This is a genomic window from Leptotrichia sp. oral taxon 417 (assembly GCF_013394865.1).
In the GTDB taxonomy this organism is placed as follows: domain Bacteria; phylum Fusobacteriota; class Fusobacteriia; order Fusobacteriales; family Leptotrichiaceae; genus Leptotrichia; species Leptotrichia wadei_A.
This window is the reverse complement of record NZ_JABXYV010000001.1, coordinates 1,971,412-1,998,204: the sequence shown is the minus strand read 5'-3', so window position 1 is coordinate 1,998,204 and position 26,793 is coordinate 1,971,412. Positions and strand designations below refer to the sequence as shown.

Below are 26,793 nucleotides of genomic sequence, written 5' to 3'. Positions count from 1 at the left end.
TTTAGATTTGTTTGATAATTATACGGATTTAAAATTGTGTAAAATATACATTGATTATTTATCAAAAAAATTAAATTATCAAATACATTTATGGCTTAAAAAATGAGAGGAGAGAAAATGTTAGAAAAATCAAGCATACAGAATCTTGATAACAGCGATTACAGATTAAAAATCTTTGAAGAATATAAAACGCTTGAAAAGGTTAATTGGAAAAGAGTAGGCTATCAGTATGAAGAACCTGAAGCATTTAAAGAATTTAATAATTTGGAAATAAAAAATGAAAATCAGGATGGAGTTGTTATAAAAAATATAAGTGAATCGTTAGAAGAATTGGAAAAATTGAAAAATGAGAATGATTATGGATTAGGAGATTTTTTCAAAAAACAAAATTTCGCTTTTTATAACGAAGGGAAATATTTGAAAATTGGAGAAAGAAAAAAAATTGATAAGCCAATTTATTTAAATTATCATACAAATAAGGAAAATAACTTTTTAGTTGACTATAATGTAATTGAAGTGGAAGATTTTGCAAAAGTTACAGTAATTATTAATTATGATTCACTAGATGAAACACCAGTTTATCATAATGGAATTATCAAAGTGGTTACTGGAAGAAATTCAGAAGTAAAAATTATAAAAATACAGACACTAAATACAAAAAGCTCTAACTTTGAATCATCGAAAATTGAAACAATGGGACAAGGAAAAACAGAATATTATAGCGTTGAATTAGGTGGGAAAATTAATGCGATAAGCCATAAATCATATCTTGAAGAAGATTCATCAGAAGTTTATGTATGGCCTGCATATCTTGCTGATGAAGACAGAAAGCTGGACTTGGAATATTCGGTAGTATTTCGTGGACGTAGAACGATTGGGGAGCTTCAGGCAAGGGGAGCTGTAAAAGATACTGCTAAAAAGGTATTTCGTGGAAATCTTTACTTTAAGCAAGGTTCTAGCAAGTCTGAAGGGCGTGAAGGAGAATTTGCGATTTTATTAAATGATGAAATTAAAGCTGATTCGATTCCAACGTTATTTTGCAGTGAAGATGACGTTATTGGAGAACATGCCGCTTCTGTTGGAAAAGTTGACGAGGCTAAATTATTTTATTTAATGAGCCGTGGACTCTCTGAAAGCAGGGCAAAAAAATTAATAGTTGAATCTTCATTCCGTCCAATAATGGATAATATTGATGATGAAAAATTGAGAGATAAATTATTTGATGAATTGGAAAGAAGAATTTAAAAAGGAAGTTAAGAAGTAAGAATATTAAGTTTGAAAAAATACCCGCAAAGTGATATAATTTTGTATTGCTTGTGGGTAAAATTATGATTAAGGAGAGCAGTAGATGCATTTAAAGAACATATTAAATACTATTATAAAGGGAGATACAGTTGAAGAATTAAAAAAAATCCCAACTGAATCGGTAGACTTTATTTTTGCAGATCCTCCTTATTTTATGCAAACTGAAGGAGAGTTACTAAGAACTGATGGAACAAAGTTTAACGGTGTAGAGGATGAATGGGATAAATTTGATTCATTTTATGAGTATGATAATTTTTGTAATAATTGGTTAAAAGAATGTAAAAGGATATTAAAGAAAGATGGAAGTATTTGTATTATAGGATCTTTTCAAAATATATTTAGAATTGGATATTTAATGCAAAATTTAGAATTTTGGATTATAAATGATATTATTTGGAATAAATCAAATCCGGTTCCTAATTTTTCTGGCACAAGATTATGTAATTCACACGAAACAATGATTTGGTGCAGTAAAAATAAAAAAAGTAAAATAACATTTAACTATAAAACAATGAAATATTTAAATGATGGAAAACAAGAGAAAAGTGTGTGGAATATACCTGTTTGTAATGGAAATGAAAGATTAAAAGATACAAATGGAAATAAGCTGCATTCAACTCAAAAACCAGAAAAACTATTGTATAAAATTATTCTAGCAGCAACAAAACCAAATGATGTAATACTAGATCCTTTTTTTGGAACTGGGACAACTGGAGCAGTAGCAAAAGAATTGGGAAGAAATTATATAGGAATTGAAAGAGAAGAAAAATATATAGAAGGAGCAAAAATCAGAATAAATGCAAAAAAAGTAATAATTGATAAAATTTCTAATTTAGAATTAGAAACAAAACCTCCAAAAGTTCCTATGAAAAAATTATTGGAAAATGGCTATATTCAAAAAGGACAAAAGCTGTATTCAAAAGATAAAAGACAATTTTGTGAAATTCTTGAAAATGGAAATGTTTTTGATGGGACAGAAGAATTATCTATACATAAAATGAGTGCAAAATTTTTAAATAAAAAAAATAATAATGGTTGGAATTACTTTTTTTTAAATTATAATGGAGAATATATAGAGCTGGATAAATTAAGATATTTATATGTGGAGGAAAATGATGCAAAACAAACTAGATGAATTAATAAATAGCTCAATTATAGAAATAATAAATCATTCAAAAAACAGTAAAAAATTAAAAGAATTGAAAAATAAACATCTAAAAAAATTACATTTTATTCCGCAAAGATATAGAATATTTGGCGGAATACTTCAAAGCATGAATATTCAGTTTGGAAATTTTATAGAGATCTTGATGACTAAATTGATAGAAAATGAGGGAAAATATGAAATAATAGAAAAATATAGTGGTAAAAGAAATAATAAATTTCAAATTTTATCTGCAAAAGATAGTTTAATTGATGAATATATAACAAGATGTCAAACTGAAGAAATAATACTAGAAGATGAGTTTTATAAATTGAAAAAAAGATTAAGTAAAAAATATTTTAATGGAACAATGATACAAGTGAAACATGATATTGATTTAGTATTTAAAGATAGAAAAACAGGGATTATTTATTATGTAGAGATAAAATATAATGATGATCACGATACAGGAAAATTTGTAGATATTAATAGAAAATTTATAAAAACTTATGCATATTTATTAACTGAATTTAATATAGAAGATCCTTTAAAAATAGTTCCTATCTTATTTTATTTTAATAATAAAAAAATGAAAGGTAATAATTATATTCCAGAAAAAACTAATATAAGAAGAGGAAAAAGATTTTTTGATGAGTTTTTATCACTTTCTTATGAAATCCTTGAAAACTATTTACTAGAACTATCTGAAAAACCAGAAAATATAAAAAAATTTGATGACTTATATAAATTTGTTATGGCAGAAAATTATTAAGGAGGGAAAGATGGATTATAGAAAAGAATTTCCAATATTTAAAAATAGAAATAACCATTATCTAGATACAGCGGCAACTTCACAAAAGCCAAAAAGAGTCCTAGATAAAATTATGGAATATTATGAAAAATATAATGGAAATCCAGGACGTGGTTCACATACATTGTCCATGGAAGCCTCAAATTTGATGGCAAATGCACGTAAAACTGTACAAAAGTTTATTAATGCAAAATATCCTGAAGAAGTGATTTTTACAAAAAATACGACAGAATCAATTAATTTGATAGCTTATTCCTATGGAATGGAATTTATAAATGAGAATGATGAAATAATACTGGGAGTTTCCAATCATCATGCAAATATTGTGCCGTGGCAATTTGTGGCTAAAAAGAAAAATGCTAAGATAAAATTTGTATATCTTACTGAAAATGGACAGTTTGATATTGAAGATTTTAAAAGTAAATTGTCTGATAAAACGAAACTTGTGGCGATTTCTGCCGTGGTAAATGTTACAGGAGTTATTCAGCCGATAAAAGAGATTATTGAAATCACACGTAATAAAAATAAAAATGCACTTGTTCTTGTGGATGCTGCACAGTCAATGCTGCACTTTAGACACGATGTTCAAGATTTAGATGCAGATTTTCTTGTATTTTCAGGGCATAAACTGTTTACACCGATGGGAATCGGAGTTATGTATGGGAAAAAGGAGCTTCTTGAGAAAATGCCGCCTTTTTTGTATGGTGGAGATATGATTGAGTTTGTAACGGAGCAGGAATCGACATTTGCACAGCTTCCTAACAAGTTTGAAGGCGGGACTCAAAATGTGGAAGGCGCTGTAACTTTGGAGGAAGCGATTAATTTTATTGAAGAAATAAGTTATGAAAAAATCAATGAAATTGAAAATTCGCTTACAAAAAATGCTTTGGAGAAATTGAAAAAATTAGATTTTGTGGAAACATATTTTATAAAGAATGTTGAACATGCTGGAATTATCGCTTTTAACGTGAAAAATGTACATTCCCACGATGTGGCATTTATATTGGATTCCTATGATGTGGCAGTTCGTTCAGGGCATCATTGCGCTCAGCCTTTGATGAGCTACTTGGGAATACCATCGTGCTGCCGTGCTAGTTTTAGCATTTACAATAACGAAGAGGATATTGATAAATTGATAGAAGGACTTTTAAAAGTAAAAGAAGTTTTTGGATTGTAGAAAAAAATAAAAAATAAAAATTTGAAAAGAAGGTTATTATGAATTTAGAGAAAATTTATCAGCAGACAATATTAGAATACAGTAGACGTAGAGAATTAAACCGTGAAATTGAAAATCCGACATTTGCTGAAAGAGGGCATAATCCAAACTGTGGAGATGACTTAACTTTGGAAATAAAAACTGATGAAAATGACATAATAGCAGATGCCGCATTTATCGGTTCTGGATGTGCCATTTCAACAGCTTCTATGGCTATGCTGATTGACTTGATAAAAGGAAAGTCGATGGAAGAGGCAAAAGAAAAGGTAGATTTATTTTTTAAAATGATGAAGCAAGAGGAAAAGCTGACAAGTGAAGAAAGTAAAAAGCTAGGAGATGCAGTACTTATGGAGTATGTAGCTCAAATGCCTGCAAGAGTCAAATGCGCTACGTTAAGCTGGCATTCGTTAAAAGTAATTGTAGAAAAGAGTGGAAAATAAAAAAATAAATAAATAATAATAAAAAAGCTGTATCATAAATATCTATGAAGCAGCTTATTTTTTTATCTTTTTTTACTAAATTTTATTAAACATCCCAATTTTTACTTAAATTAAATTTAAAATCTCCAAATTTATTTATTCTTTCTGAAGGTTTTACAGTAAATTCACCTAAAATATCATACCTGAGATTAAAATAAGAAAGAAATATATCAGGTTTACATTGGAGATTTAAAAAATTCCAAAAGTCAAGGGCTGAAATTTTAAGATTCCCATTAATGCTATATTTTCCTGAGGAAACAAATTTTTGTAAATCAAACTTATCTTCTATTCTTAAATTTTCTGCAATTTCTTCAGATGCAGGATTTTCCGAATTATTAGAAATTAATTCTGTATCTGTATTTTCTGTTGCCAGTTGTTCATTTGAAATATTTTTTTCATCTGAAGCAGTTTCGGTTTCAGGAGTATTTACTGATAATATCAGATTTTCAAAATTTTGCGGCAAATTGCCTGGAACATTTGGAATATCAGTTGCTATCATTATAAAGCCTGCATTCCGTTCTTTAGACAGTTTTAGCAAGGTTTCGTATTGTTCAGGCGTTGCCGAATGAATAACATGGACAATACGGTTTGCATTTTTAGGATCGTTTTCAAAGTTATAAGTTCTTGGTGTCCAGTGGTTGATGTAATTATCGGCTGATTGTTCGCTTGTTAGCCATAAATCAGAGTATTTAGACATTGCATCGGTTATTGTGCCGCCAGGATTTGCAACTACGATTGAGTTGGGATACTTGTTTTTTATATAATTATATATTTGTTCCATATAGTCGACTTCCAGTGGATTTGTTCCTGACGAGATTTCATCAATAAAAAATCCAGAAATATTGTTTGAGCCGTAAAACTGTATGTATTTATCAATTTCAGAAGTTACTTTTTTTATACTTTTTGTATATTCATCTGTTGTGACATATCCTAAATTTTTGATTCCCATTTCCTTATTTTTTCTAATTTGAACAACATATTCATATTCTGCCTTGTCAGAAGGTCCATTTTCAGGATTAATAATAACATAAGGAACTGTTGTTTCAGTTTTGGTGGAATCTTTTTCATTAATTTTTTCAGGCTCCGAAAAAGAATTATCAATTGGACTCTTATGAAACCCATTTGAATATCCAAAATCTACTTTAAATTCATCTTCATTTTTCAAGTTATTTTTTATAATATCATAAATTTCTTCATTTTTTGAAAATTTAATATTTTTTTTATTTGATAAATTTCTTTTATTTCGAGATAATTTCTCATTTGAAATATTTATGGATGGAGCATTATTTGATTCCACTTTTTCTCCAAATCCTAAACCTGTCATTCCTGCTAAAAAAGATGGGATCAAAAAATTATTATTTTTTAACTTTTTCTTCATATAGACCTCCTTCCTGAAATTCACTTCTTTTAATTTTATACTAAATCCCATTTAAAAATAGGAATTATTATTTGATAACAAGAGATTTTAGTCTCTTGCAAGAAAATTTATAGCCAGTTCACTGTTTAAATGGGAAATAGCGTTAAAAGAATTTTTTGACCAATAGAAATTATAAAATAATAAATTCGGACTGTTGAATTTGCTTTGTAGTCCGAATTAGAATATACTCGAACCCCATTAATACTGATCTAATTAATAGTGAATAAACTTTTGGGGATTTTTATTAAAATATTTTGTTTATTTTAGCAATATATAATATCATTTTTTTTTTATAATTTCAAGAAAAAATTTTTTTTAATTTTTATTTTCCATAGTTTTCCAAGAATTATAAAACTTCGCTTTCATTAATGACAAGATCCAAAGTTATATCATGCCCTTCAATCGGCACTTCCTCAATCATTTGAAAATCATAGCAAACTCCGATAAACAAAGTATTCTTATTTTTTCCCCTAACCTTATTCAGAAAAGTGTCATAATATCCGCCACCAAATCCAATCCGATTTTTACTGAAATCAAATGCAAGTGCTGGAACAATCACAATATCCAGAATTTTTTCATCATAAAAATCATCAGAAGAAGATTCGTAATACCCAAATTTATGCAAAACAAGCTCATTTTCATTATATTTGTTAATTTTCATTTCTCTGTTTTTGCTATTTACAATTTTTGAAATAAAAAAATTTTTTTTAGGGTAAAATTCTAATAATTTTGTAATTCTAACTTCATTTTTCATATCCATAAAAATCATTATATTTTGAGCATTTTTTAGATATGGAGATAAATTTTTTATAATTAATTCACTTTTTTTGTCTACTTCTTCAAGAGAAAGATTGCTTCTCTTTTCTAAAATCTGTTTTCTAATTTCATCTTTTTTTATTTGTAAATCTGTTTTTTGTTTTTTCATATTAAAATGTTCTCCTTTATTTTACCTTGTTTTTTATCATTTGTAAAAGTCTGTAAAATCTGATTAATACTAAATTTCATTTGAAAAATAAAAAGTATATTTTATTTATTTTATTTTCATTGGAATCCCGGAAACTACAAGATACACTTCATCTGCTGTTTCAGCTACAATTTGATTCATTTTCCCGGCAATCTCACGAAAATACCTTCCCAGCGGATAGCTTGGCACAAGTCCCATTCCCAGCTCATTTGAGACAATTATAGCATTTTCAAATTGATCTGCAACATTTAGCAGTTCAATTACTGAATGTTCCACATCTTTATTTAGTTTTTCTAAAGTTTGAATATACAATTTTTTTTCAAAATTATCCCAGTCAATGTTCTGATTTTCAAAAATTATATTAGTAATCATATTTGTAAGGCAGTCTACAAGCATATTGTTTTTTATTTTATCATTATTTTCAAAAAAATTACTTAATTCATTTTCAAAATTTTTGTAAGCCTCTACTGTAAACCATTCATCTTTTCTTCTTTTTTTGTGCAAACGCACCTTTTCCTTCATTTCTTCATCAAATACAAGCGATGTTGCCAAATATATATTTTTCTGCTTTCCATTATTTAATTTTAAAAGCATCTCTTCAGCAAATTTGCTTTTCCCGCTTTTAGCACCGCCAGTAACAAAAATTAATCCCATTTTTTCTCCTGTTTTATATCATTTTTTTTATTTCAATAGACCTGTTCAATAACCATGCAAACCTGAAATTTAATAAAATAAATATCCTGAAGCAAGGAGTCTTGCCCTCCCTTGTAAAAATAAAAAAACTTAGATTATATAGTGAACCCTATTTAGATTAAACTGCTAAAAATTATAAAAATTTAAGGTTTGAGTAAATTAGTCATAACTTCGAGTTTAGTTTTAAAGCAGTTTTACTATAAAATGCATCTAAATAAAACTAAAAATTTTTATTTTTCTGCCAGTCATAGTAGCTTTGATTCAGGCTATATGCCTGAAAACCGTTATCATTTAACAATTTGGAAGCCAAATTTGCATAGGCGCAGTTTCTTCCACGACAGTAAACAATGATTTTCTTATCTTTTGGCAAATTTTTAATATTTTCTTCAAGATGTTTCATTGGAATATTAATTGCATTTTCTATATGGCTTGAATTAAATTCATCTTCAGGCCGTAAATCTATTATTAATGTTTCATTTTGTTCAGCCATTTCATAAGCCTGTTCTAATGTAATAGGGCGGATTTTCATACAGCTGTCATTAAATTCATTATGTATTCGCTGAATATCTGCCAGCTGTTTTTCCCCCACTCCAATTAAAAGGTATACCAAGTCAATTATCTGCGTATTTGCAATTTCATAAACAACATAATTTCCCTTTTTTTCATTAATGACTAGGTTTCCATCCTTTAAAATCTGCAAATGCCTAGAAGTATTTGCAATGCTCATGCCTGTTTCATTTGAAATGCTTTCCACAGTTTTTGCCCCTTGCACAAGCAGATCCAGTATTTCAATCCTTTTTTCGCTAGACAGGCATTTTCCAATTTTCGATAATCCAGAATACAGGCTATTTTTATAATTTTCACATATTTTATCCATTTATTTATCTTCCTTTTTAATTATAATAGTAAAATTTTAAATAAAAGTATTGACAATTTTTTTTAAATATGATACTATTCAATTACTTAATTGAATAGTTGATTTTCTAAAAATAGTATAACACAAATTTTTTAAAAAATAAACTATAAATTTACTAACTTAAATAAAGAAAAAAATAAAAAAAGAAAGAGGATGATGTAAAATGGCATTAAATTTAAACAAAGATAATTTTGAAAAAAGTATTGCAAATGGAGTGGCTCTAGTAGATTTTTGGGCTAGCTGGTGCGGACCTTGTAAAATGCAGCTTCCTATTATTGAAGAATTTTCAGGAGAAATGGAAGGAAAAGCTACAGTTGGAAAAGTAAATGTAGATGAAGAATTGGAGTTGGCACAATCTTTTGGAATCCAAAGTATCCCTACATTAATTTTATTCAAAGATGGAAAACCTGTTAAAAAATTAGTTGGATTACATTCAAAAGAAGCGCTTTATGAAGAAGTAAATCAAGTATTATAATTGTAAATCAGGTAAAATAGGTTGTTAAAGAAATATTTATTTATAGGACAAGTCTAGTGGTTATTTTTTCTGCTAGACTTTAATTATAGTATTTAATTTCATAGAAAAACAGAGTAATGTTTTATTCATTTAACAGTAAATTTTAAAAAAGAATTTATACAGATTATTATTTGAATAAAAAATGATATAAAAAATAAAAAAGGAATGGTGAAAATATGTACGATTCAGTAATTATCGGATCAGGACCGGCAGGACTTACAGCCGCAATTTATTTAAGCCGTGCTGGACTAAAAAATATCGTAATAAATGGAATGGAGCCAGGCGGACAGCTTATAACAACAACAGAAGTTGAAAACTTTCCGGGATTTCCACAAGGAATCTCAGGACCACAATTAATGGAAGATATAAAATCTCAATCCCAAAATTTTGGGACTGAATTTTTGCAAGCGGTGGTAAAGGATATTAAAGATGTTGAAAATAATGGGAAAAAGACATTTGAATTACATTTAGATAATGGAAATGTTGTAGAAACAAAGACAATAATTTTATCAACAGGGGCAAGTGCAAAATATCTTGGAATTGAAAATGAAAGGGAAAATATTGGAAAAGGAGTCAGCGCCTGTGCTACTTGTGATGGATTTTTCTATCGTGGAAAAGAAGTGGTTGTAATTGGCGGGGGAGATACTGCAATGGAAGAGGCTTTATTTTTAACAAAATTTGTAAATAAAGTTACTATTATTAATAGAAGGGAATTTTTACGCGCTTCTGCAATTATGCAAAAAAGAGCAAGAGATAATGAAAAAATCGAGTGGAAGCTGGATTACGCACCTAAAAAAGTATTGGCAGATGAAAAAGTTACAGGAATTGAACTTCTAAATAATAAAACCGGAGAAATCGAAACTTTTAAAACAGATGGAATTTTTGTGGCAATTGGAAGAACTCCAAATACAAAATTTCTTGAAGGAAAAGTTGAAATTGATGACAGAGGCTACATTATGACAAAGGGAAAATCTTCTAAAACAAGCACTTCTGGAATTTTTGCAGCAGGAGATGTTCAAGATAGTAAATATCAGCAGGCGATTGTTGCGGCAGGAAGTGGAGCAATTGCGGCACTTGATGTGGAAGAATATTTGAGGGAAAATAATTTATAATTTTTTAGATTGAAAATATATTTGAAGAAACTGTCTTAAATTAGATAGTTTCTTTTTTGTTTTTTTAAATATATATTCAAACTTATTTAAAATTAAACTATTAAAGATCATATAAATTCAGGGTTTGAGTAAAATAATCATAATTTTTGAGTTCAGTTTTTAAAGCAGTTTTACTATAAATATTCTGAGGCAAGGAGTTTTGAGCCTTTGTGAAATAAAAAATTAAGTTGTCAAACAGGTCTGTAATAAAAAGTGAAAATTAAGAATTGAAAAAAATATTTATCATTGAAGTTTTAGTGGCGATATGATAAAATTTTAAATGAAATCATAGTAAAACTAATTTAGAAAAAACTATGGATATTTATTCAATCCCATGTTTGATTTGAAACAGATTGATATTAAAAGGATTTGAGTATAAAAGAAAAAAATGAAAATAGAGGTAAATTGATGAAAAGTAGTAATCTTATAAAAGAAGATAGAATTGGATTTTTAATATTTCATATGTTTGTTATTGCATTTGTGCTATTTTTAAAAAGTGTGGTGACTTTTCCAAATGATGCATTGGAAATGAAATTTTTAGAATATCTGCTTATGGGAGTGTATATTTATACATTTTTTACGGCAAAAATTTATTTAGAGTGGTTAAATTCGTATATGATTTTTTTGTATACGCTGTTTTTGTTTAATTTTACAAGGATATTTCTGGATATTGTGAATTATAAGGAATTTGGATGGGCTACGAAGTTTGCTAACTTTTACTTTTATTATGATGTGAGAAATGAGATAATAACAGTTTTTTTACTTGTCTTATTGTTTACACATTTGGGATTTTTTATTGGAATTTCAAATGAAAAAATTAGTGAAATAAGAAGCAGCATAACGCTTGAAAGCAGAAGAATGTTTACAGATATTGGAATGGCTTTATTTATAATCTCATTGCCTGCTTTAGCCTACAAAATGTTCATACAGTTAAGAGTAATATTACATGCTGGATATGAGGCTTATTATACTGGAATTTTAAAGGGTGTCGATTATCCTGCATTTACAAAAGGTTCTGGAACAGTAATGACAATCGGATTTTTAATATTTTTAATTTCTATTCCATCCAAAAGAAAATTTTTGACAATTTCTTCCCTTTATCTTATGGTAAAACTGCTGGATTCATTCAAGGGGGCAAGAGCAATATTTTTGACACAGCTGCTTTTTATAATGTGGTATTATGCAAAAGTCTATGGAATCAGGATAAAAGCCAAGACAATGGTAAAATTAGTAGGATTTACAGTGATTTTCTCACAAATTCTAGTATCTATCCGAAGTAAAAAAATATTCAGTTTAGATTTAATAAACACAATTTATAATTTCCTGTTTTCTCAAGGTGTAAGCTACCTTGTCCTAGGCTACACAATTAACTTCAAGCATAACATTGTCGGACATGGAAGCTATCCGTACATTTTGCAGGGACTGTTAGGATTCCAACCACAGTCGCTTGAAACTCTTGAAACAACAAATTCACTTGCAGACAGATTAACATATTACCTAAATTCAGGAGCTTATTTAAAAGGTGAAGGAATCGGTTCAAATTACATCGCTGAAATGTATGATTTAGGATATATCTGGTTAATTATAATTTCAATTTTACTTGGAATTGCAATTATAAAGTATGAAAAATATGTTGTAAAAAATAGATTTTTATTATTAACAAGTTATTACTTTATCCCAAATTTATTTTACATCCCAAGAGGTTCATTCTTTGGAGAAGGATTAATAAAAAATATGGCAATGCTAATTGCAGTTTACGTTCTAGTCTTTAGCTTTGACTATATGTACAGGAAGATTGAGGAAAAGAAGGAACTGATTTGATTTTTTAGGGAGTTGAGTGAAGTTGGGCAAAAAAGAGCAAGTATTTAAAGTTCATTGGGTAGAAGAATTGAAAATATTATGTAGAATAGTTTGTGTTCCGGCAATAATTATTTATCAAGGAATAATAATATCTTCTCAGTTTTTAACTTCAAAAAAAGAAATATTTTTAGGATATTTTTTAATTGCTTTGCTTTCAATTATAGCATTTATAATTTTGTCTATTTATATTTTTAATAAAAAAGTTGTAATATCTAATGGTATTTTGACATATTATAGAGGAAAGAAAGTTTGGAGCAGAAAGATAGAAAAAGATAAGATTAGAGTATTTAATGGCAGTAGCTGGTTTTATGAAAATATTAAATATTTAGAGATAGATTGTTGTAATATTCCAATTTATTTGTTTGGAAAGAAAAATTGTTCAGAACTTGAAAAAATTATTTATGAATTTCAACTTGAAAAAAAGGAAATTGAAGATACAGTATTTGAAATTCCAAAAAAGGAATTACTTCTAGAAAAATTCAAAGATATTTTTAAAAATAATGCTATTGGGGTAATTTTTACTTTGATAATAGTTAAAATGCTCTCTTCTGATTCTATTTTTTGGAAATATTTTTTGATAATTATTACTTTTGGTGCTATTATTTTGGAGATTATTTCTTTAATTAGGATGAAAATTTATACACCGAAAGTTATAAAAATATTTAATAATTTTATAAGTATTGATGATGAAAAATATAGTAAGTATGATATAAAAAAGTTGATGATTACAAGTCCGAATACAAAAAGTGGAACAATAGATTTTGGATACAGAATGTTAAAAATTTTTGGAAATAATGAAAAAAAGATTTATACACTAATTACTTCTAAAAATTCAGAGTTTAAAAATGAGGATTATGAAACTTTTTATGGAGAAATAGTGAAATTTTGTATTGTTAATGGAATTGAGTATGAGTTGGTGTAGAAAAATAGGAGTTCAACGTTGATGGAAGTAGAAAATATAAAAATAATAAACGGAATAAATGACAATAATAAAAATGATATAGTCAAATGGACTAATGAAAAGGGAAAGGATTTTCTTGAGCAATGGGCTGGAAAAAGCCTTGATTTTCCGCTTACAGAAAGCCAAATTGATGATTTGAAGGATATTTACTCGATTTTTTGTGAAAATGAATTTGTGGGGATTATTCAGAAAATACGAAAAGAAATGAATAATATTCATATTGGGCGATTTTTGATTAATCCTGAACTTGCTGGAAAAGGACTTGGAAAAAGGGCTTTGTTGGAATTTATAAGTTTGATTTTTCAAGAAAAGAATGTAAATTCTATTACGTTAAATGTGTTTGATTATAATGTGGGGGCAAAGAAATTGTATGAGAAAGTGGGATTTAAAGTTGTGAATATTACTAAAAATCCGATGAAAAAGTATATGATGATTAGAAAAAAGTTGAAAAATAGGAGAAAATGATGATAGAAAAAAAATATATTATGTCTGGGTTGGAAATGCCAAAAAGCCTGATATTTTCTATAAATGTTTGGAATCTTGGAAAAAGAATTTGCCTGATTTTGAAATTATAGAGATAAATGAGAAAAATTTTGACATGGAAAAACATCTTGCGAAAAATAGATTTTTCCGTGAATGTTATGAAAGAAGGCTTTGGGCTTATGTTTCAGATTATATGAGAGTGCATTTTATGTATGAAAATTCGGGAATTTATGTTGATACAGATATGGAAATAATTAAAAATTTGACACCGATTTTAGAAGAAAAAGATTCTTTTTTTAAAAATCCAGAAAATGAGAAATTAAAAAAAATGGATTTTTTTATTAAATAAAGCAAGAACACTCGCGACTTTTAGTCGTGAGATGAATTGCACGAAAATTTTAGTAAGCATATAGGGAAACTTGTATGTAGACACGGAGCAAAACCGTGCAACAAAGAAACTGAATTGCTAGGAACTCTTAAAGCTAGTATAACCACAACATAATGCTTAAGTGAGAATATGGTATAAGTGTGATGGTGGCGAAAGCAGAAAAAATATACTAGATGGTGCAAGGTTAAATCCTAAACATTATGATAATAGACAATCAGCAGCTAAGCCTGAAAAGGAAAGTTCAACGACTATCCCTCGTGAGGGGAGTACAATACAAGCGATTGGTATTGGAAGTGGTTTCGCCTAAGGTGTTGAGATACACTATGGATAAGATATAGTCTGTGCTTGTTAGAGATAACAAGAAGTTCATAAGGGAACTGCGTAAGTAGTAGCGTACTTATGTGAACGACGCTTCCCACTGTTGTGGGGTTTTAAAAACTTTAAAAATATTTAAAAATAAATAAAAAATATTACTTTTTTGACAGATAAAATGTAGAATACATGATATAATATCTCTGATGAAAAGGAGGTGATATCTATGTATTTGACATTAAAACAACAAGTAAAACATCTTAGTAAAAAAGAATTTAAAATTTTGAAATATTTGTGCCATATAGCTAAGAATTTAAAGAATCAAGTTATATATAATGTTAGACAATACTATTTTGAAAATAAAAAGTATTTAAGTTATAATGAAAACTATAAAATGCTTAAAAATAGTGAGAACTATAAGAAATTAAATTCTAATATGGCTCAACAAATTCTAAAAGAAGTAGACGGAAGTTTCAAATCATTTTTTGGACTTTTAAAACTTGCTAAGAATGGTCAATATAATTTTAAAGATATAAAATTACCTAAATATCTTGCTAAAGATGGATTTACAACTCTTGTTATAGGTTTTGTTAGATTAAAAGATGGTATGCTGATAGTTCCTTATTCAAATTCATTTAGAAAGACACATAAGGAAATCGCAGTAAAACTACCACCAGTATTAAAAGACAGGAAGATAAAAGAGATTAGAATAATACCAAAACAACATTCTAGGTACTTTGAAATTCAATATACTTATGAGGTAGAAGAAGTTCAAAGGGAATTAAATGAAAACAATGCACTAGGAATTGATTTAGGCATAAATAATCTTTGTACTTGTGTTACAAATACTGGAGCTTCATTCATAATAGATGGTAGAAAATTAAAATCAATAAATCAATACTATAACAAGACAAATGCAAAATTACAAAGTATAAAAGATAAGCAAAAGATCTCCCGCACAACATTAAGACAAAAGAGAATAGCTAGAAAGAGAAATAATCGCATAAATGATTATCTTTCAAAAGCAGCAAGAATAATAATTAATTATTGTCTTAATAATGATATAGGAAAACTAGTTCTAGGATATAATGAAGATTTTCAAAGAAATTCAAATATTGGAAGTATAAATAATCAAAACTTTGTAAATATACCATATGGAAAATTAAGAGATAAATTAATATATCTATGTAAACTATATGGAATAGAATTTAAACTGCAAGAAGAAAGTTATACATCAAAAGCAAGTTTCTTTGATGGAGATGAAATTCCAATATATGATAAAGAAAATCAAAAAGAATATATATTCATTGGAAAAAGGATAAAAAGAGGACTATATCAAACAAGTGCAGGTAAACTCATAAATGCAGATTGTAACGGAGCATTAAACATATTAAGGAAAAGTAAAGTTGTGGATTTAAGCGTCCTATACAATAGAGGTGAGCTGAACACACCTAAAAGAATAAGGGTAGTGTAAAGCTATCAAACTTCTTAGAAAATTTTTAAATGTTTTTAAAGATTTTAGAACCCTGCGACTTTAGTCGTGGGAGGTTCAGAGGTTATGAAGATGAAAAGCATATAAGTGTTGGGATTTTTGGGACAACGAAGCATAATGAAGTGCTGAAGGATATTAAAGAGTTTTATGAAAAAGAGATTTGGGAAAAGCCAGTTTGGACGATTCCCAAAATATTTACGTATGTTTTTGAGAAAAAATATAATTTGAGCGAGAAAAGAGAAAATTTATTGGAAGATGGGAAAATAGTGATTTTTCCGAAAGAATATTTTTATCCTTACGGGTTTCATGAAAAATATGCAGATGACTGCATAAAATCTGAAACTTATGGGATACATTGGTGGAATGACAGCTGGAGCAGCTTGAAGGCAAGGCTGTTTTTGGAAGCGAAGCATTTGTCGGGAGTAAAAAAGTTAATGAAGAGGGCTAGGATAATTGCTAGGTATTATTTGAAGGAAAAACATAAATAAAATACAAAGGAAAAAATAAAGTTGGTAGATACTTAAAAAAGTGATATAATGGAATGAAATATTTATACAATAAACAAAGGATTAGGAGAAACAAGAGAAAAATGAGCAAATTAAAAAAAGTATTATTGTCGCTTATGATTTGTGGGGCGACTGTTAGTTGGGCAAAAGAATTTAAGATGATGACATATAATATTTATGGGGCAAGGCTTACAAACGGACAGAAATTGGGAGAAAGCATAAAGCCGTATGCACCTGATTTTATATCGCTTCAGGAAGTTGATAAATTTACAAAGAGAAGCAATTTTAAGGATGTGACATCTGATATTGCAAAAGTTTTGGGATATGATTATTACTTTTTTAAAAAATCTAGAGATTATGATGGCGGAGAATATGGAATTTCATTTATTTCAAAATATCCGCTTGAAAAAATATATACTTATGAATTGCCATCGGAAGGCGTGGAAAAAAGACAGCTTATTGTTGCGGAACTTTCTAAAAAGACTTTTGGAGAAAAAGTTCTGGTGATGAATACGCATTTGGACTTTAAGCCAAATATAAAGCCTGAAGAAATGGCATCAATTGATTTGCTTACGAAATTTTTTGATAAAAATGATGTAAAATTCATAAGTGGAGATTTTAATTTTTTGCCATCAACAAAATATTATAGCCAAATGACAAAGGACTGGAGAGATACATATATGGAAGCTAATTTTAGCGGTGTGAGATCGCTTTCAGATCCAAGAATTGACTATATTTTTGGAAACCAGTCTAAAAAATGGAAGGTAAAATCTAGCTATTTTATTAACGATGCAACTCAAGACTGGACAAAATTATCGGATCATCTTCCATATATAACAACTGTGGATATAAAATAAAAAATTAAAAAAAATAAAAGGAGATATAAAATATGAAGGTTTCCCTTGTAATGCCGACAATTAATGTCACAACTGAACTTGAATTGTTTTTGAAAAGTCTGAAAACACAGACTTATAGGGATTTTGAACTAATTGTGGTGGATCAGAATGAAGGAAATGAAGTTTTTGAAATTGTAAAAAATTATGAAGAGGAATTTAAGATAAAATATGCGAAAAGTGATGAAAAAGGGCTTAGTTTAAACAGGAATAGAGGGCTTGTGCTTATGGAAGGGGAAATTGTGGGATTTCCTGATGATGACTGTGAGTATCAGCCTGACACATTGGAAAAAGTTGTTGCTTTTTTTGAAAAAAAGAAAGATTATCGAATTTATTCATGCCGTACACTTGAACGTGGGAAAACTTATGGAACAGGTGTTATGGAAAAAAAAGATATGGAAATAGCCAAGAATAATGTGGATAAAACTGTGAAGTCTATAACTTTTTTTGTGAATTATAAAAAAGATGACATTATTTTATTTGATGAAAGTTTAGGAGTTGGTGCAACTTTTGGAAGTGGGGAAGAGACTGACTATGTGTTGACATTGCTTCATAAGGGCTACAAGGGAAGATATTTTGCAAACGACATAATTTTTCATCCAGCTAAAAAAGGAAATTACAGTGACCTTGAACGTGCCTATAAATATGCTTTGGGATTTGGAGCATTGGTAAAAAAGGAAGTAAAGGGCAGAAAAAACAAATTTTACATTCTGAAATACTGGAAACGGCAATTTAGAAGTTTTGTCGGAACGATTATTACAAAAAATAAAAAATATCATAAAGTTGTGATGAAAGGCAGAAAAGTTGGATATACAAAATATGAAATTTAAAAAATAGGAGAAGAATATGGATAAGGTAAAATGCTTGATAAATATGATAATAGCTTATCTTATTTATCCATTTAACAAAGGCAAGTTCAAAAATAGAAATATTTGGCTTGTGGGCGGAAATGCAGGAGAGCTTTTTGTGGATAATGGACGTGCGATGTATGAATATTTACGGTCAAAACAGCAGGAGGAAGTATACTGGGTAATAAATAAAAATGCTAAAATTGCTAAAAAAATTCCAGGAGAAAAACTGATAAAAGGAAGTGTAAAGAGCTACCTTTATTTTATGAATGCAAAAGTTGCGTTATTTTCCCATTCAATTTCTGCAGATATTGCCCCGTACCTTTTTGTAGTGCCGTTAATAAACAAATTTCACAAAAAAATATTTAAAGTATTTCTAAATCACGGAACAGTAGGCTTTAAAGTACGTCAGGCGATGAATCCAAAGACGGCAAAAGTGGCAGAAGCCCTTGTAAAATCCTATGATTTAAATATCTGTGACTCAGAATTTGAAAGAAAAGTGAAAACAGAAGTCTGGTGGGAAGTGCCGAAAGAAACAGCAGTTATAACAGGTTATCCAAGATATGACAAATTATATAACTTGGAAATCGCTGAAAAACAAATATTTTTTATGCCAACTTGGCGAAACTGGCTAAAATCAGAAAATCAAAAATTTGAAGATACAAAATATTTTCAGAATATCTCAAATTTAATTACAGATAAAAAATTAAATGATTATCTGGAAAGAAATAATATTAAATTAAATGTCTACATTCATCAATTAATGCAGGATCATTTAAAAAATTTTGGAAATATAAAACTTGGAAAAAATATAAGAATACTTCCAAAAGAAGTAAATATAACTGAGGAACTTCAAAAATCAAAGTTATTAATAACAGATTATTCAAGCGTAGCCTACGACTTTTATTATCTAAACAAGCCAATTATCTTCTTCCAGTTTGATAAACGTGAATATGAAGAAAAAGTTGGATCTTATGTGGATTTAGATAAGGATTTGTTTGGAAAGCAGGCTAAAACTGTGGAAAAATGTGTAGAGGAAATTATTGAGATTTCTGAAAATAATTTTCATTATGATAAGGATATGAAACAGAAATCTGATAAATTACGAGAGAAGTTCTTGAAGTATGTGGATAAAGGAAATTGTGAAAGAGTTTATAGTGAAATTTTAAAAAGGATAAATTGAAAATTGATATAAAAAAATAAGTATAATAAATTTAAAAAATAAAGATAGAACAGAGGTAAAATAACGATGGCAGATACACCGCTTATGAAGCAATATAAGGAGATAAAATCTAATTTTGAGGATTCTATATTGTTTTTTAGATTGGGTGATTTTTATTAAATAGTGCAAGAACACTCGCAACTTTAGTCGTGAGATGAACTGCACGAAAATTTTAGTAAGCATATAGGGAAACTTGTATGTAGACACGGAGCAAAACCGTGCAACAAAGAAACTGAATTGCTGGGAACTCTTAAAGCTGGTATAACCACAACATAATACCTAGGTAATAATATATGGTATAAGTGTGATGGTGGCGAAAGCAGAAAAAATATACTAGATGGTGCAAGGTTAAATCCTAAACATTATGATAATAGACAATCAGCAGCTAATCCTGAAAAGGAAAGTTCAACGACTATCCCTCGTGAGGGGAGTACAATACAAGCGATAGGTATTGGAAGTGGTTTCGCCTAAGTCCTTGAAACAGGATATGGATAAGATATAGTCTGTGCTTGTTAGAGATAACAAGAAGTTCATAAGAGAACTGCGTAAGTAGTAGCGTACTTATGTGAACGACGCTTCCCACTGTTGTGGGGTTTTAAAAACTTTAAAAATATTTAAAAAATATTACTTTTTTGACAGATAAAATGTAGAATACATGGTATAATATCTCTGATGAAAAGGAGGTGATTATATATGTATTTAACATTAAAACAGCAGGTAAAACATCTTAGTAAAAAAGAGTTTAGGAATTTAAAATATTTATCTCATATAGCTAAGAACTTAACTAATGAAGCTATATATAATATTAGACAGTATTATTTTAATAAGAAAAAGTATTTAAGTTATAATGAAAACTATAAAATGCTTAAAAATAGTGAGAACTATAAGAAATTAAATTCTAATATGGCTCAACAAATTCTAAAAGAAGCAGACGGAAGTTTCAAATCATTTTTTGGACTTTTAAAACTTGCTAAGAATGGTCAATATAATTTTAAAGATATAAAATTACCTAAATATCTTGATAAAGATGGATTTACAACTCTTGTTATAGGTTTTGTAAGATTAAAAGATGATATGCTGATAGTTCCTTATTCAAATTCGTTTAAGAAAACTCATCAGGAAGTTAAAATTAAGCTGCCACCAGTATTAAAAGGCAAGAAGATAAAAGAAATTAGAATAATACCCAAACAGCACTCTAGGTACTTTGAAATTCAATATACTTACGAAGTAAAAGAAGTTCAAAGGGAATTAAATGAAAACAATGCACTAGGGATTGATTTAGGTATAGATAATCTTTGTACTTGTGTAACTAATAATGGAGCATCATTCATAATAGATGGTAGAAAATTAAAATCAATAAATCAATACTATAATAAGATAAATGCAAAATTACAAAGTATAAAAGATAAGCAAAAGACCTCCCGAACAACATTAAGACAAAAAAGAATAACTAGAAAGAGAAATAATCGTATAAATGATTATCTTTCAAAAGCAGCAAGAATAATAATAAATTATTGTCTTAATAATGATATAGGGAAAATAGTTCTAGGATATAATGAAGATTTTCAAAGAAATTCAAATATAGGAAGTATAAATAATCAAAACTTTGTAAATATACCATATGGAAAATTAAGAGGTAAATTAATATATCTATGTAAACTATATGGAATAGAATTTAAACTGCAAGAAGAAAGTTATACATCGAAAGCAAGTTTCTTTGATGGAGATGAGATTCCAATATATGATAAAGAAAATCAAAAAGAATATATATTCAGTGGAAAAAGGATAAAAAGAGGACTATATCAGACAAGTAAAGGCTATCAATTAAATGCAGATTGTAATGGAGCATTAAATATATTAAGAAAAAGTAAAGTTGTGGATTTAAGTATCCTATACAATAGAGGTGAGCTGAACACACCTAAAAGAATAAGGGTAGTGTAAAGCTATCAAACTTCTTAGAAAATTTTTGAATATTTTTAAAGATTTTAGAACCCTGTGACTTTAATCGTGGGAGGTTCAGGAGATGTTTTTTGAGGATGCGGTAAAGGCGTCGAAGGAGTTGGGACTTACCCTTACTTCGAGAAATAAGGAAAAAAATGCAGATGTTCCGCTTGCGGGGATTCCGTTTCATTCGGCAGATTCATATATAACAAAACTTGTTTCAAAAGGGTATAAAGTTGCGATTTGTGAGCAGACAGAAGATCCGAAGATGGCAAAAGGAATTGTAAAACGGGAAGTTGTGAAGATTATAACGCCAGGGACAGTTGTGGATGTGGAGGCACTTGATGCCAAGAGCAATAATTACTTGATGAGTATTTTGAAAGTTGAAAATAAACTTGGAGTTGCGTATATTGATATAACGACTGGGGAGTTTAAGGTAACGGAAGTTGAAAAGGATGATGATTTTGTAAAATTATTTAATGAAGTCAATAAGATTGAGCCTAAGGAAGTGCTTGTAACAGAGGATTTTTATGGGGAAATTAAGGAAAAGTTAGATGATTTTTTACAAAAAAATGATTCTGTTGTGACTTTTGTGAATAAAGTTCGGGATAGTGCTAAATATCTTATGGAGTATTTTGAGATTGTGTCGCTGGAAAGTTATGGAATTAAGGATAAAAAAGGGATAATTGGAGCTGCTGCAATGGCGCTTGATTATGTGGCTACTATGCAGGTTGAGCATGAATTGACTGTGGAGAAAATTGAGTTTGTTAATATTTCCAATTATGCTGAAATAAATGCGATTACAAGCAGAAATTTGGAACTTTTGAAAAATCAGAGAGAAAAAACTGTGTATGGGTCGCTTTTGTGGGTTCTGGATGAGTGTAAAACTTCGATGGGAACACGGCTATTAAAGAGATTTATAAATAATCCGCTTTTGAATATTGATAAAATAAAGAAAAGGCAGGAGGATGTTCAGTATTTTATTGATAATATCTTGATTCGTGAAGATTTGAGGGAGAAACTTGAAGATATTTATGATCTGGAGCGGCTTCTGGGGAAAATAATCTTTGGGAGTGAAAATGGGAAAGATTTGACGGCATTGAAAAAGACAATAAAATCCGCTGTTGAAATAATGAAAATTTTGGAAAATACTGATTTTTTTAAGAGTATAGATGTAAATATTTTGTTTGAGTGTTATAAAATAATTGATGACAGTATAAATGAAGATGCACCGTTTTCTGTGAGGGAAGGCGGAATTATAAAATCTGGGTACAGTCAGGAATTGGATGAAATTAGAAATATTATGAATTCCGGGAAGGACTTTTTGCTGGATATTGAGCAAAGGGAAAGAGAAGCGACTGGAATTAGAAATATGAAAATAAAATTCAACAAAGTTTTTGGTTATTTTATTGAAATTACGAAGTCAAATCTGAATATGGTGCCAGAGCATTACATAAGAAAGCAGACACTTTCAAATTCAGAACGGTATATTACGCCTGAGCTGAAAAAATATGAGGATACGATAATAAATTCTAAAGCAAAAATCGAAGATTTGGAATATCATTTATTTAAGGAAGTTAGCAGGAAAGTAAAAGAGCATCGGAAAATTTTGTCAAAATTAGCGGAAAGGCTGGCATATATTGATGTGATGGTGTCTTTTGCAGTGAATGCCATTGAAAATGATTATGTGAAACCTGAAATGAGTGAAGAATATTCCTTTGAAATTGTGGATGGAAGGCATCCGGTTGTGGAAAAATTAATTGGAAGGACAGATTATGTTTCAAATGATACGATTTTTACTGAAAAAGAAAGCTTTGTCGTGCTGACAGGGCCTAATATGTCAGGAAAATCAACGTATATGAAGCAAATTGCACTAATTTCCATAATGGCTCAAATCGGTTCGTTTGTGCCTGCTGGAAAGGCGAGGTTGTCGATTATAGATAAGTATTTGACGCGAATTGGGGCTTCTGATGATATTTTGACTGGGCAGAGTACGTTTATGGTGGAAATGAGCGAGGTTTCCAACATTTTGAACAATGCGACTGAAAAAAGTCTTATTATATTAGATGAAGTTGGACGTGGAACTTCCACAACCGATGGAGTTTCCATAGCGACTGCCATTTCAATGTATATTCACGATAAAATCGGTGCTAAGACAGTTTTTGCAACACATTATCATGAACTTACTGATTTGGAAAATAAATTTTCACATATTGTAAATTACCGGATAGAAGTGGATGAAAAACAGGGAAAAGTAATGTTTTTACGAAATATTGTGAAAGGTGGAGCGGATAAGTCTTATGGGATTGAAGTGGCAAAATTGGCTGGACTTCCAAAGGAGATACTTGTTGAAAGCAGGAAAATTTTAAAAAGGCTGGAGCAGAAGAAGGAGCTTATTGAGAAAACTGTGGATGTTCGCCAGCTTTCGCTTTTTGGTGAAAATTTAGAATTTGAAGATGATTTTGAGGAAACTGAAAAGGATTCTGAAAATATTGAAAATAATCAGTTCTATGAGGAAAAATTGTTGCAAATTGAAAAAGAGAAGGAAAGTTTGCAAGAAATTGTGAATAAGATAGAAGATTATGATATAAATAATATTACGCCGATGGATGCGATGAAATTTTTGTTTGAACTGAAGGAAAATATGAAAAAAGATAATTAAAATAGGAGAAAAAAATAATGTGGAAGAAAATAGGTTATGGAGGGCTTATATTAATACTGATATATTTTATATATGCGGTATTCTTTAAAAAAATTCCGGCACCGCTTGATCAGATGCAAAAGGATATGAAGGCTAAAAAGGTTGTGTACAGGTTAAGGGATGAAGCGATTGTTTATGCTGATGAGCAAATTGGATCTGAAGGAGATGAAGTCATCAGGTTTAAAAATGTAATCGTGGATCTTGTAAAAAAACAGATGGTAATTTCCGGGAAAGAAGGGATTGTAAATACCAAGACGCTTGATGTTTCATTGATGAAAAAAGTTGTTGGTACAACAAAGGACAGAAAGTGGGAAATTTATACAGAACGGGTAGATTATAAAAAACAGGGAGATCAGCTAATTTCACCAGTAAAAACAAAACTGGTAAATACCTTTGACGATACTTTTTCTGAAGCGGATAAAGTTGAAACGACAACGAAGTTTGAAACGATTGTAGCGACAGGGCATGCAAAATATAATAATAAAAAAGACAAAAAAACTATGACAGCAGATAAGATTACGTATAATGATCCGACAAAGGTAAGTTTTGCAGAAGGTCATGTTGTCTATAAGGAAGAAAAAACTAAAAGAATGCTTACAGCAGATAAGATGCGATATGATGACATTAATAAAATAGGAAATGCAGAAGGTCATGTGCATTACACTTCTCCTGAAAGCAAGCTGGATGCTCAAAAGGCGGATTATTATATGAATGGTGATGATGAAAGAGTAGAAGGTTTTGGAAATGTTGTTTATACAGGGAAAGAAAGTGTAATTACAGCAGACAGTGCCGTATATTTCATCAAGAAAAAACAAATTAATGGAAATGGACATGTTGTTTATAAGAGCAAGGAAAGTGTAATTACAGGAGACAGCGCTGTTTATCTTGTTGACAAGAAACAAGTTGATGGAAGAGGACATGTTAGATATACGGGAAAAACTATGATAATTACAGGAGATCATGTTTTTTATGATAAAGTTGCCAATATAATAACTGGTGATGGAAATGGTACTTATAATTACTTGCCGAGAAGAACGACAGGAACTTATAGAAGTGGAGTTTATGATTTGAAAACGCACACTATGACTACAAGTGATTATTATACTGCTAATTATGATGATTATAAAATGGATGGAACAGGGCTTGTGTATGTTTTTCCTACAGGAAATGCTACTATGAATGGACCTTTTAATGTAAAGAAACAAAACTTTAATGTTCATGGTGCAAACGGAAAAATGAATACAATTTCAAAAGATATTTTTGCAAATAAAATGGAAATGACAAGTGTTCAAGGGGACAAAATTTCATCTGATGTTGGACAGGGAAGTTTTGAGAGAAAGGAATTTAGGTTTGATGGACATGTAAAAGGAAAAATTAGAGGTAATGTAAAGGATTTGATACATGATCCAAGACCGCTTGTGGAATCAGAAGCAGTACATTTTGTCGGAAATACTGCAAAAGTTTATTTTGTTTCCCATAAAAATGGAAGTAATATGAGTATTACACGTAGTGAAATTAAGGAAAATGTACGTATGACATATAAAGATATTACTTTGGATTCCCAATATAATGAAATGGATTCAAGAAGAAACCTCATACTTGCAAGAGATAAAGTTATGGTTGACTTTAAGAATAATACTAAAATGACTGCAAATTATTTGTATATGGATATGAATAAGCAGGAAGGATATGCTAGAAATAATGTAAAGATCGTAAGTACATTGCCGCAATTTAAGACAATTAATACAAGTGCTGATAAGGCTACAATTTATCTGAAGGACAAAAAGATAAAATTAAATGGAAATGTAGTAACTTATCAAGGTAAAAATCAGATTTCATCTAAAAATGCAATATACGATATGGATAAAAAAATTCTTGAAAATGAAGGAAATATCCAAATGCGATATGAAGTTCAGAATAATGATGGTAATAATAGCATTAACGGTAATAGCAATGAAATTCCAGGAAGATCGGATCCTAGAAATTCTGAAGCGGTTCAAGAAGTGATAGGCAAGCTGTCAGTTTCTGAAGGAGGTCGCCTTCCGAAATCAATGACTGCCTCAAATGGCGTTCCAGTTACAATAAGATGGCATTCTTCAAATTCAAGCTTATATTCAGTGTCAGGAAGAGTCAATAAGCAATTTTATGGTGGTGGAAGTAAAGGGGCAACATTAACTGCAACTGCAACAGCTGGATCAAATACAGCGGAAAAAACCTTTAGTGTAAGTGTTCCGACAGAATCAGCCCATGAAATGCTGGTAAGGGCAGCAAGCAATATTTATGTTCCAGAAGATGGAGAAAATCTGCCTTCATCAGTTAGAGTAAATGTAAATAAAGGAACAATAGATATACCAATATCTTGGAGCAAAAATGGAGACAGAAATGTGGCAACGCTAAGATACGGTGGTGCTTCCTATCGTCAACAATTTTAAATGATTTTTATTAAAAGTGAGTCAAATAAAAAAACTCACTTTTTTAATTTTTTAAAATACAAAAAAAATATAATAATAATCAGATTTTTAGTTGAATATAATTAAAACATCTGTTATAATAAATTATGAGAATAATTTTACTTA

At 29.4% G+C, this 26,793-nt stretch carries 24 protein-coding genes and 2 pseudogenes; 22 read left to right on the top strand and 4 right to left on the bottom strand.

Annotated elements, in window-relative coordinates:
• Positions 1-117 precede the first annotated feature (117 nt).
• The 5 genes from sufD to sufU all read left to right on the top strand — a co-directional run bounded on the left by sufD (position 118) and on the right by sufU (position 4,916).
• On the top strand, positions 118-1,245 hold the full coding sequence (sufD, locus tag HW276_RS09130; protein WP_178938233.1) for a Fe-S cluster assembly protein SufD: 1,128 nt from the start codon (positions 118-120) through the stop codon (positions 1,243-1,245).
• A gap of 103 nt (positions 1,246-1,348) precedes the next feature.
• Complete coding sequence (locus HW276_RS09125) at positions 1,349-2,440, top strand: site-specific DNA-methyltransferase (RefSeq protein ID WP_147004245.1); 1,092 nt, start codon at positions 1,349-1,351, stop codon at positions 2,438-2,440.
• Positions 2,421-3,221 carry a HinfI family type II restriction enzyme gene (locus HW276_RS09120; RefSeq protein ID WP_178938232.1) on the top strand — a complete coding sequence of 267 codons (801 nt, stop codon included), beginning with the start codon at positions 2,421-2,423 and terminating at the stop codon, positions 3,219-3,221. Before HW276_RS09125 ends, HW276_RS09120 begins: the two co-directional genes overlap by 20 nt.
• 10 nt (positions 3,222-3,231) lie before the next feature.
• Complete coding sequence (locus HW276_RS09115; RefSeq protein WP_178938231.1) at positions 3,232-4,437, top strand: SufS family cysteine desulfurase; 1,206 nt, start codon at positions 3,232-3,234, stop codon at positions 4,435-4,437.
• Positions 4,438-4,475: 38 nt separating this feature from the next.
• Entirely contained in the window at positions 4,476-4,916 is a 441-nt protein-coding gene (sufU, locus tag HW276_RS09110; RefSeq protein WP_178938230.1) for a Fe-S cluster assembly sulfur transfer protein SufU, read from the top strand.
• Positions 4,917-5,001: 85 nt separating this feature from the next.
• On the opposite strand, the gene HW276_RS09105 is transcribed toward sufU, so the two are convergent.
• From HW276_RS09105 to HW276_RS09090, 4 genes are all read right to left on the bottom strand, one after another.
• Entirely contained in the window at positions 5,002-6,333 is a 1,332-nt protein-coding gene (locus HW276_RS09105) for a spherulation-specific family 4 protein (protein WP_178938229.1), read from the bottom strand.
• Between the two features lie 385 nt (positions 6,334-6,718).
• Positions 6,719-7,297, bottom strand: a complete 579-nt coding sequence (locus HW276_RS09100) for a 5-formyltetrahydrofolate cyclo-ligase (protein ID WP_178938228.1) — start codon at positions 7,295-7,297, stop codon at positions 6,719-6,721.
• A 105-nt stretch (positions 7,298-7,402) separates the two neighbouring features.
• Entirely contained in the window at positions 7,403-7,990 is a 588-nt protein-coding gene (cobU, locus tag HW276_RS09095; RefSeq protein ID WP_178938227.1) for a bifunctional adenosylcobinamide kinase/adenosylcobinamide-phosphate guanylyltransferase, read from the bottom strand.
• A 259-nt stretch (positions 7,991-8,249) separates the two neighbouring features.
• Complete coding sequence (locus HW276_RS09090) at positions 8,250-8,906, bottom strand: metalloregulator ArsR/SmtB family transcription factor (RefSeq protein WP_060917655.1); 657 nt, start codon at positions 8,904-8,906, stop codon at positions 8,250-8,252.
• 202 nt (positions 8,907-9,108) lie between these two features.
• Between HW276_RS09090 and trxA the strand changes: the two genes are divergently transcribed.
• From trxA to HW276_RS09005, 17 genes and pseudogenes are all read left to right on the top strand, one after another.
• The gene (gene trxA / locus HW276_RS09085; protein WP_060917656.1) at positions 9,109-9,420 is read left to right on the top strand and encodes a thioredoxin; all 312 of its coding nucleotides are present in this window, start codon (positions 9,109-9,111) and stop codon (positions 9,418-9,420) included.
• A 215-nt stretch (positions 9,421-9,635) separates the two neighbouring features.
• Positions 9,636-10,571 carry a thioredoxin-disulfide reductase gene (gene trxB / locus HW276_RS09080; RefSeq protein ID WP_178938226.1) on the top strand — a complete coding sequence of 312 codons (936 nt, stop codon included), beginning with the start codon at positions 9,636-9,638 and terminating at the stop codon, positions 10,569-10,571.
• A 447-nt stretch (positions 10,572-11,018) separates the two neighbouring features.
• Complete coding sequence (wzy, locus tag HW276_RS09075; RefSeq protein WP_178938225.1) at positions 11,019-12,431, top strand: O-antigen polysaccharide polymerase Wzy; 1,413 nt, start codon at positions 11,019-11,021, stop codon at positions 12,429-12,431.
• 16 nt (positions 12,432-12,447) lie between these two features.
• On the top strand, positions 12,448-13,392 hold the full coding sequence (locus HW276_RS09070; RefSeq protein ID WP_178938224.1) for a hypothetical protein: 945 nt from the start codon (positions 12,448-12,450) through the stop codon (positions 13,390-13,392).
• Positions 13,393-13,413: 21 nt separating this feature from the next.
• Positions 13,414-13,896: a GNAT family N-acetyltransferase gene (locus HW276_RS09065; RefSeq protein WP_178938223.1), complete on the top strand. Its 483-nt coding sequence runs from the start codon at positions 13,414-13,416 to the stop codon at positions 13,894-13,896.
• Positions 13,883-14,230: pseudogene (locus HW276_RS09060) on the top strand (glycosyltransferase family 32 protein); the annotation flags it as partial. The gene HW276_RS09065 and the pseudogene HW276_RS09060, both read left to right, overlap by 14 nt.
• A 69-nt stretch (positions 14,231-14,299) precedes the next feature.
• Positions 14,300-14,416 carry a MarR family transcriptional regulator gene (locus tag HW276_RS09055; protein WP_080680096.1) on the top strand — a complete coding sequence of 39 codons (117 nt, stop codon included), beginning with the start codon at positions 14,300-14,302 and terminating at the stop codon, positions 14,414-14,416.
• 7 nt (positions 14,417-14,423) lie between these two features.
• Positions 14,424-14,609: a hypothetical protein gene (locus HW276_RS09050; RefSeq protein ID WP_005899771.1), complete on the top strand. Its 186-nt coding sequence runs from the start codon at positions 14,424-14,426 to the stop codon at positions 14,607-14,609.
• Between the two features lie 231 nt (positions 14,610-14,840).
• Positions 14,841-16,088, top strand: coding sequence for an RNA-guided endonuclease TnpB family protein (locus HW276_RS09045; protein WP_178938222.1), 1,248 nt, complete (start codon positions 14,841-14,843; stop codon positions 16,086-16,088).
• Between the two features lie 29 nt (positions 16,089-16,117).
• Complete coding sequence (locus tag HW276_RS09040; RefSeq protein WP_255460427.1) at positions 16,118-16,594, top strand: hypothetical protein; 477 nt, start codon at positions 16,118-16,120, stop codon at positions 16,592-16,594.
• A gap of 101 nt (positions 16,595-16,695) precedes the next feature.
• On the top strand, positions 16,696-17,469 hold the full coding sequence (locus tag HW276_RS09035) for an endonuclease/exonuclease/phosphatase family protein (protein WP_178938221.1): 774 nt from the start codon (positions 16,696-16,698) through the stop codon (positions 17,467-17,469).
• A gap of 32 nt (positions 17,470-17,501) precedes the next feature.
• Positions 17,502-18,335: a glycosyltransferase family 2 protein gene (locus tag HW276_RS09030; RefSeq protein ID WP_147004232.1), complete on the top strand. Its 834-nt coding sequence runs from the start codon at positions 17,502-17,504 to the stop codon at positions 18,333-18,335.
• A 16-nt stretch (positions 18,336-18,351) separates the two neighbouring features.
• Complete coding sequence (locus HW276_RS09025) at positions 18,352-19,536, top strand: CDP-glycerol glycerophosphotransferase family protein (protein WP_178938220.1); 1,185 nt, start codon at positions 18,352-18,354, stop codon at positions 19,534-19,536.
• Between the two features lie 66 nt (positions 19,537-19,602).
• Positions 19,603-19,692 (top strand): annotated as a pseudogene (locus HW276_RS11975) (hypothetical protein); the annotation flags it as partial.
• Positions 19,693-20,268: 576 nt separating this feature from the next.
• Positions 20,269-21,516: an RNA-guided endonuclease TnpB family protein gene (locus HW276_RS09015; RefSeq protein ID WP_178938218.1), complete on the top strand. Its 1,248-nt coding sequence runs from the start codon at positions 20,269-20,271 to the stop codon at positions 21,514-21,516.
• Positions 21,517-21,598: 82 nt separating this feature from the next.
• Positions 21,599-24,178 (top strand): DNA mismatch repair protein MutS, encoded by a 2,580-nt coding sequence (gene mutS / locus HW276_RS09010; RefSeq protein ID WP_255460426.1) that lies wholly within the window; start codon positions 21,599-21,601, stop codon positions 24,176-24,178.
• A gap of 17 nt (positions 24,179-24,195) precedes the next feature.
• Positions 24,196-26,649, top strand: a complete 2,454-nt coding sequence (locus HW276_RS09005; RefSeq protein ID WP_147004229.1) for an LptA/OstA family protein — start codon at positions 24,196-24,198, stop codon at positions 26,647-26,649.
• Positions 26,650-26,793 lie beyond the last annotated feature (144 nt).

Coding starts and splice junctions, on each gene's coding strand:
- sufD (WP_178938233.1), top strand. CDS start 118: ATGTTAGAAAAATCAAGCATACAGAATCTTGATAACAGCGATTACAGA.
- HW276_RS09125 (WP_147004245.1), top strand. CDS start 1,349: ATGCATTTAAAGAACATATTAAATACTATTATAAAGGGAGATACAGTT.
- HW276_RS09120 (WP_178938232.1), top strand. CDS start 2,421: ATGCAAAACAAACTAGATGAATTAATAAATAGCTCAATTATAGAAATA.
- HW276_RS09115 (WP_178938231.1), top strand. CDS start 3,232: ATGGATTATAGAAAAGAATTTCCAATATTTAAAAATAGAAATAACCAT.
- sufU (WP_178938230.1), top strand. CDS start 4,476: ATGAATTTAGAGAAAATTTATCAGCAGACAATATTAGAATACAGTAGA.
- HW276_RS09105 (WP_178938229.1), bottom strand. CDS start 6,333: ATGAAGAAAAAGTTAAAAAATAATAATTTTTTGATCCCATCTTTTTTA.
- HW276_RS09100 (WP_178938228.1), bottom strand. CDS start 7,297: ATGAAAAAACAAAAAACAGATTTACAAATAAAAAAAGATGAAATTAGA.
- cobU (WP_178938227.1), bottom strand. CDS start 7,990: ATGGGATTAATTTTTGTTACTGGCGGTGCTAAAAGCGGGAAAAGCAAA.
- HW276_RS09090 (WP_060917655.1), bottom strand. CDS start 8,906: ATGGATAAAATATGTGAAAATTATAAAAATAGCCTGTATTCTGGATTA.
- trxA (WP_060917656.1), top strand. CDS start 9,109: ATGGCATTAAATTTAAACAAAGATAATTTTGAAAAAAGTATTGCAAAT.
- trxB (WP_178938226.1), top strand. CDS start 9,636: ATGTACGATTCAGTAATTATCGGATCAGGACCGGCAGGACTTACAGCC.
- wzy (WP_178938225.1), top strand. CDS start 11,019: ATGAAAAGTAGTAATCTTATAAAAGAAGATAGAATTGGATTTTTAATA.
- HW276_RS09065 (WP_178938223.1), top strand. CDS start 13,414: ATGGAAGTAGAAAATATAAAAATAATAAACGGAATAAATGACAATAAT.
- HW276_RS09045 (WP_178938222.1), top strand. CDS start 14,841: ATGTATTTGACATTAAAACAACAAGTAAAACATCTTAGTAAAAAAGAA.
- HW276_RS09040 (WP_255460427.1), top strand. CDS start 16,118: ATGTTTTTAAAGATTTTAGAACCCTGCGACTTTAGTCGTGGGAGGTTC.
- HW276_RS09035 (WP_178938221.1), top strand. CDS start 16,696: ATGAGCAAATTAAAAAAAGTATTATTGTCGCTTATGATTTGTGGGGCG.
- HW276_RS09030 (WP_147004232.1), top strand. CDS start 17,502: ATGAAGGTTTCCCTTGTAATGCCGACAATTAATGTCACAACTGAACTT.
- HW276_RS09025 (WP_178938220.1), top strand. CDS start 18,352: ATGGATAAGGTAAAATGCTTGATAAATATGATAATAGCTTATCTTATT.
- HW276_RS09015 (WP_178938218.1), top strand. CDS start 20,269: ATGTATTTAACATTAAAACAGCAGGTAAAACATCTTAGTAAAAAAGAG.
- mutS (WP_255460426.1), top strand. CDS start 21,599: ATGTTTTTTGAGGATGCGGTAAAGGCGTCGAAGGAGTTGGGACTTACC.
- HW276_RS09005 (WP_147004229.1), top strand. CDS start 24,196: ATGTGGAAGAAAATAGGTTATGGAGGGCTTATATTAATACTGATATAT.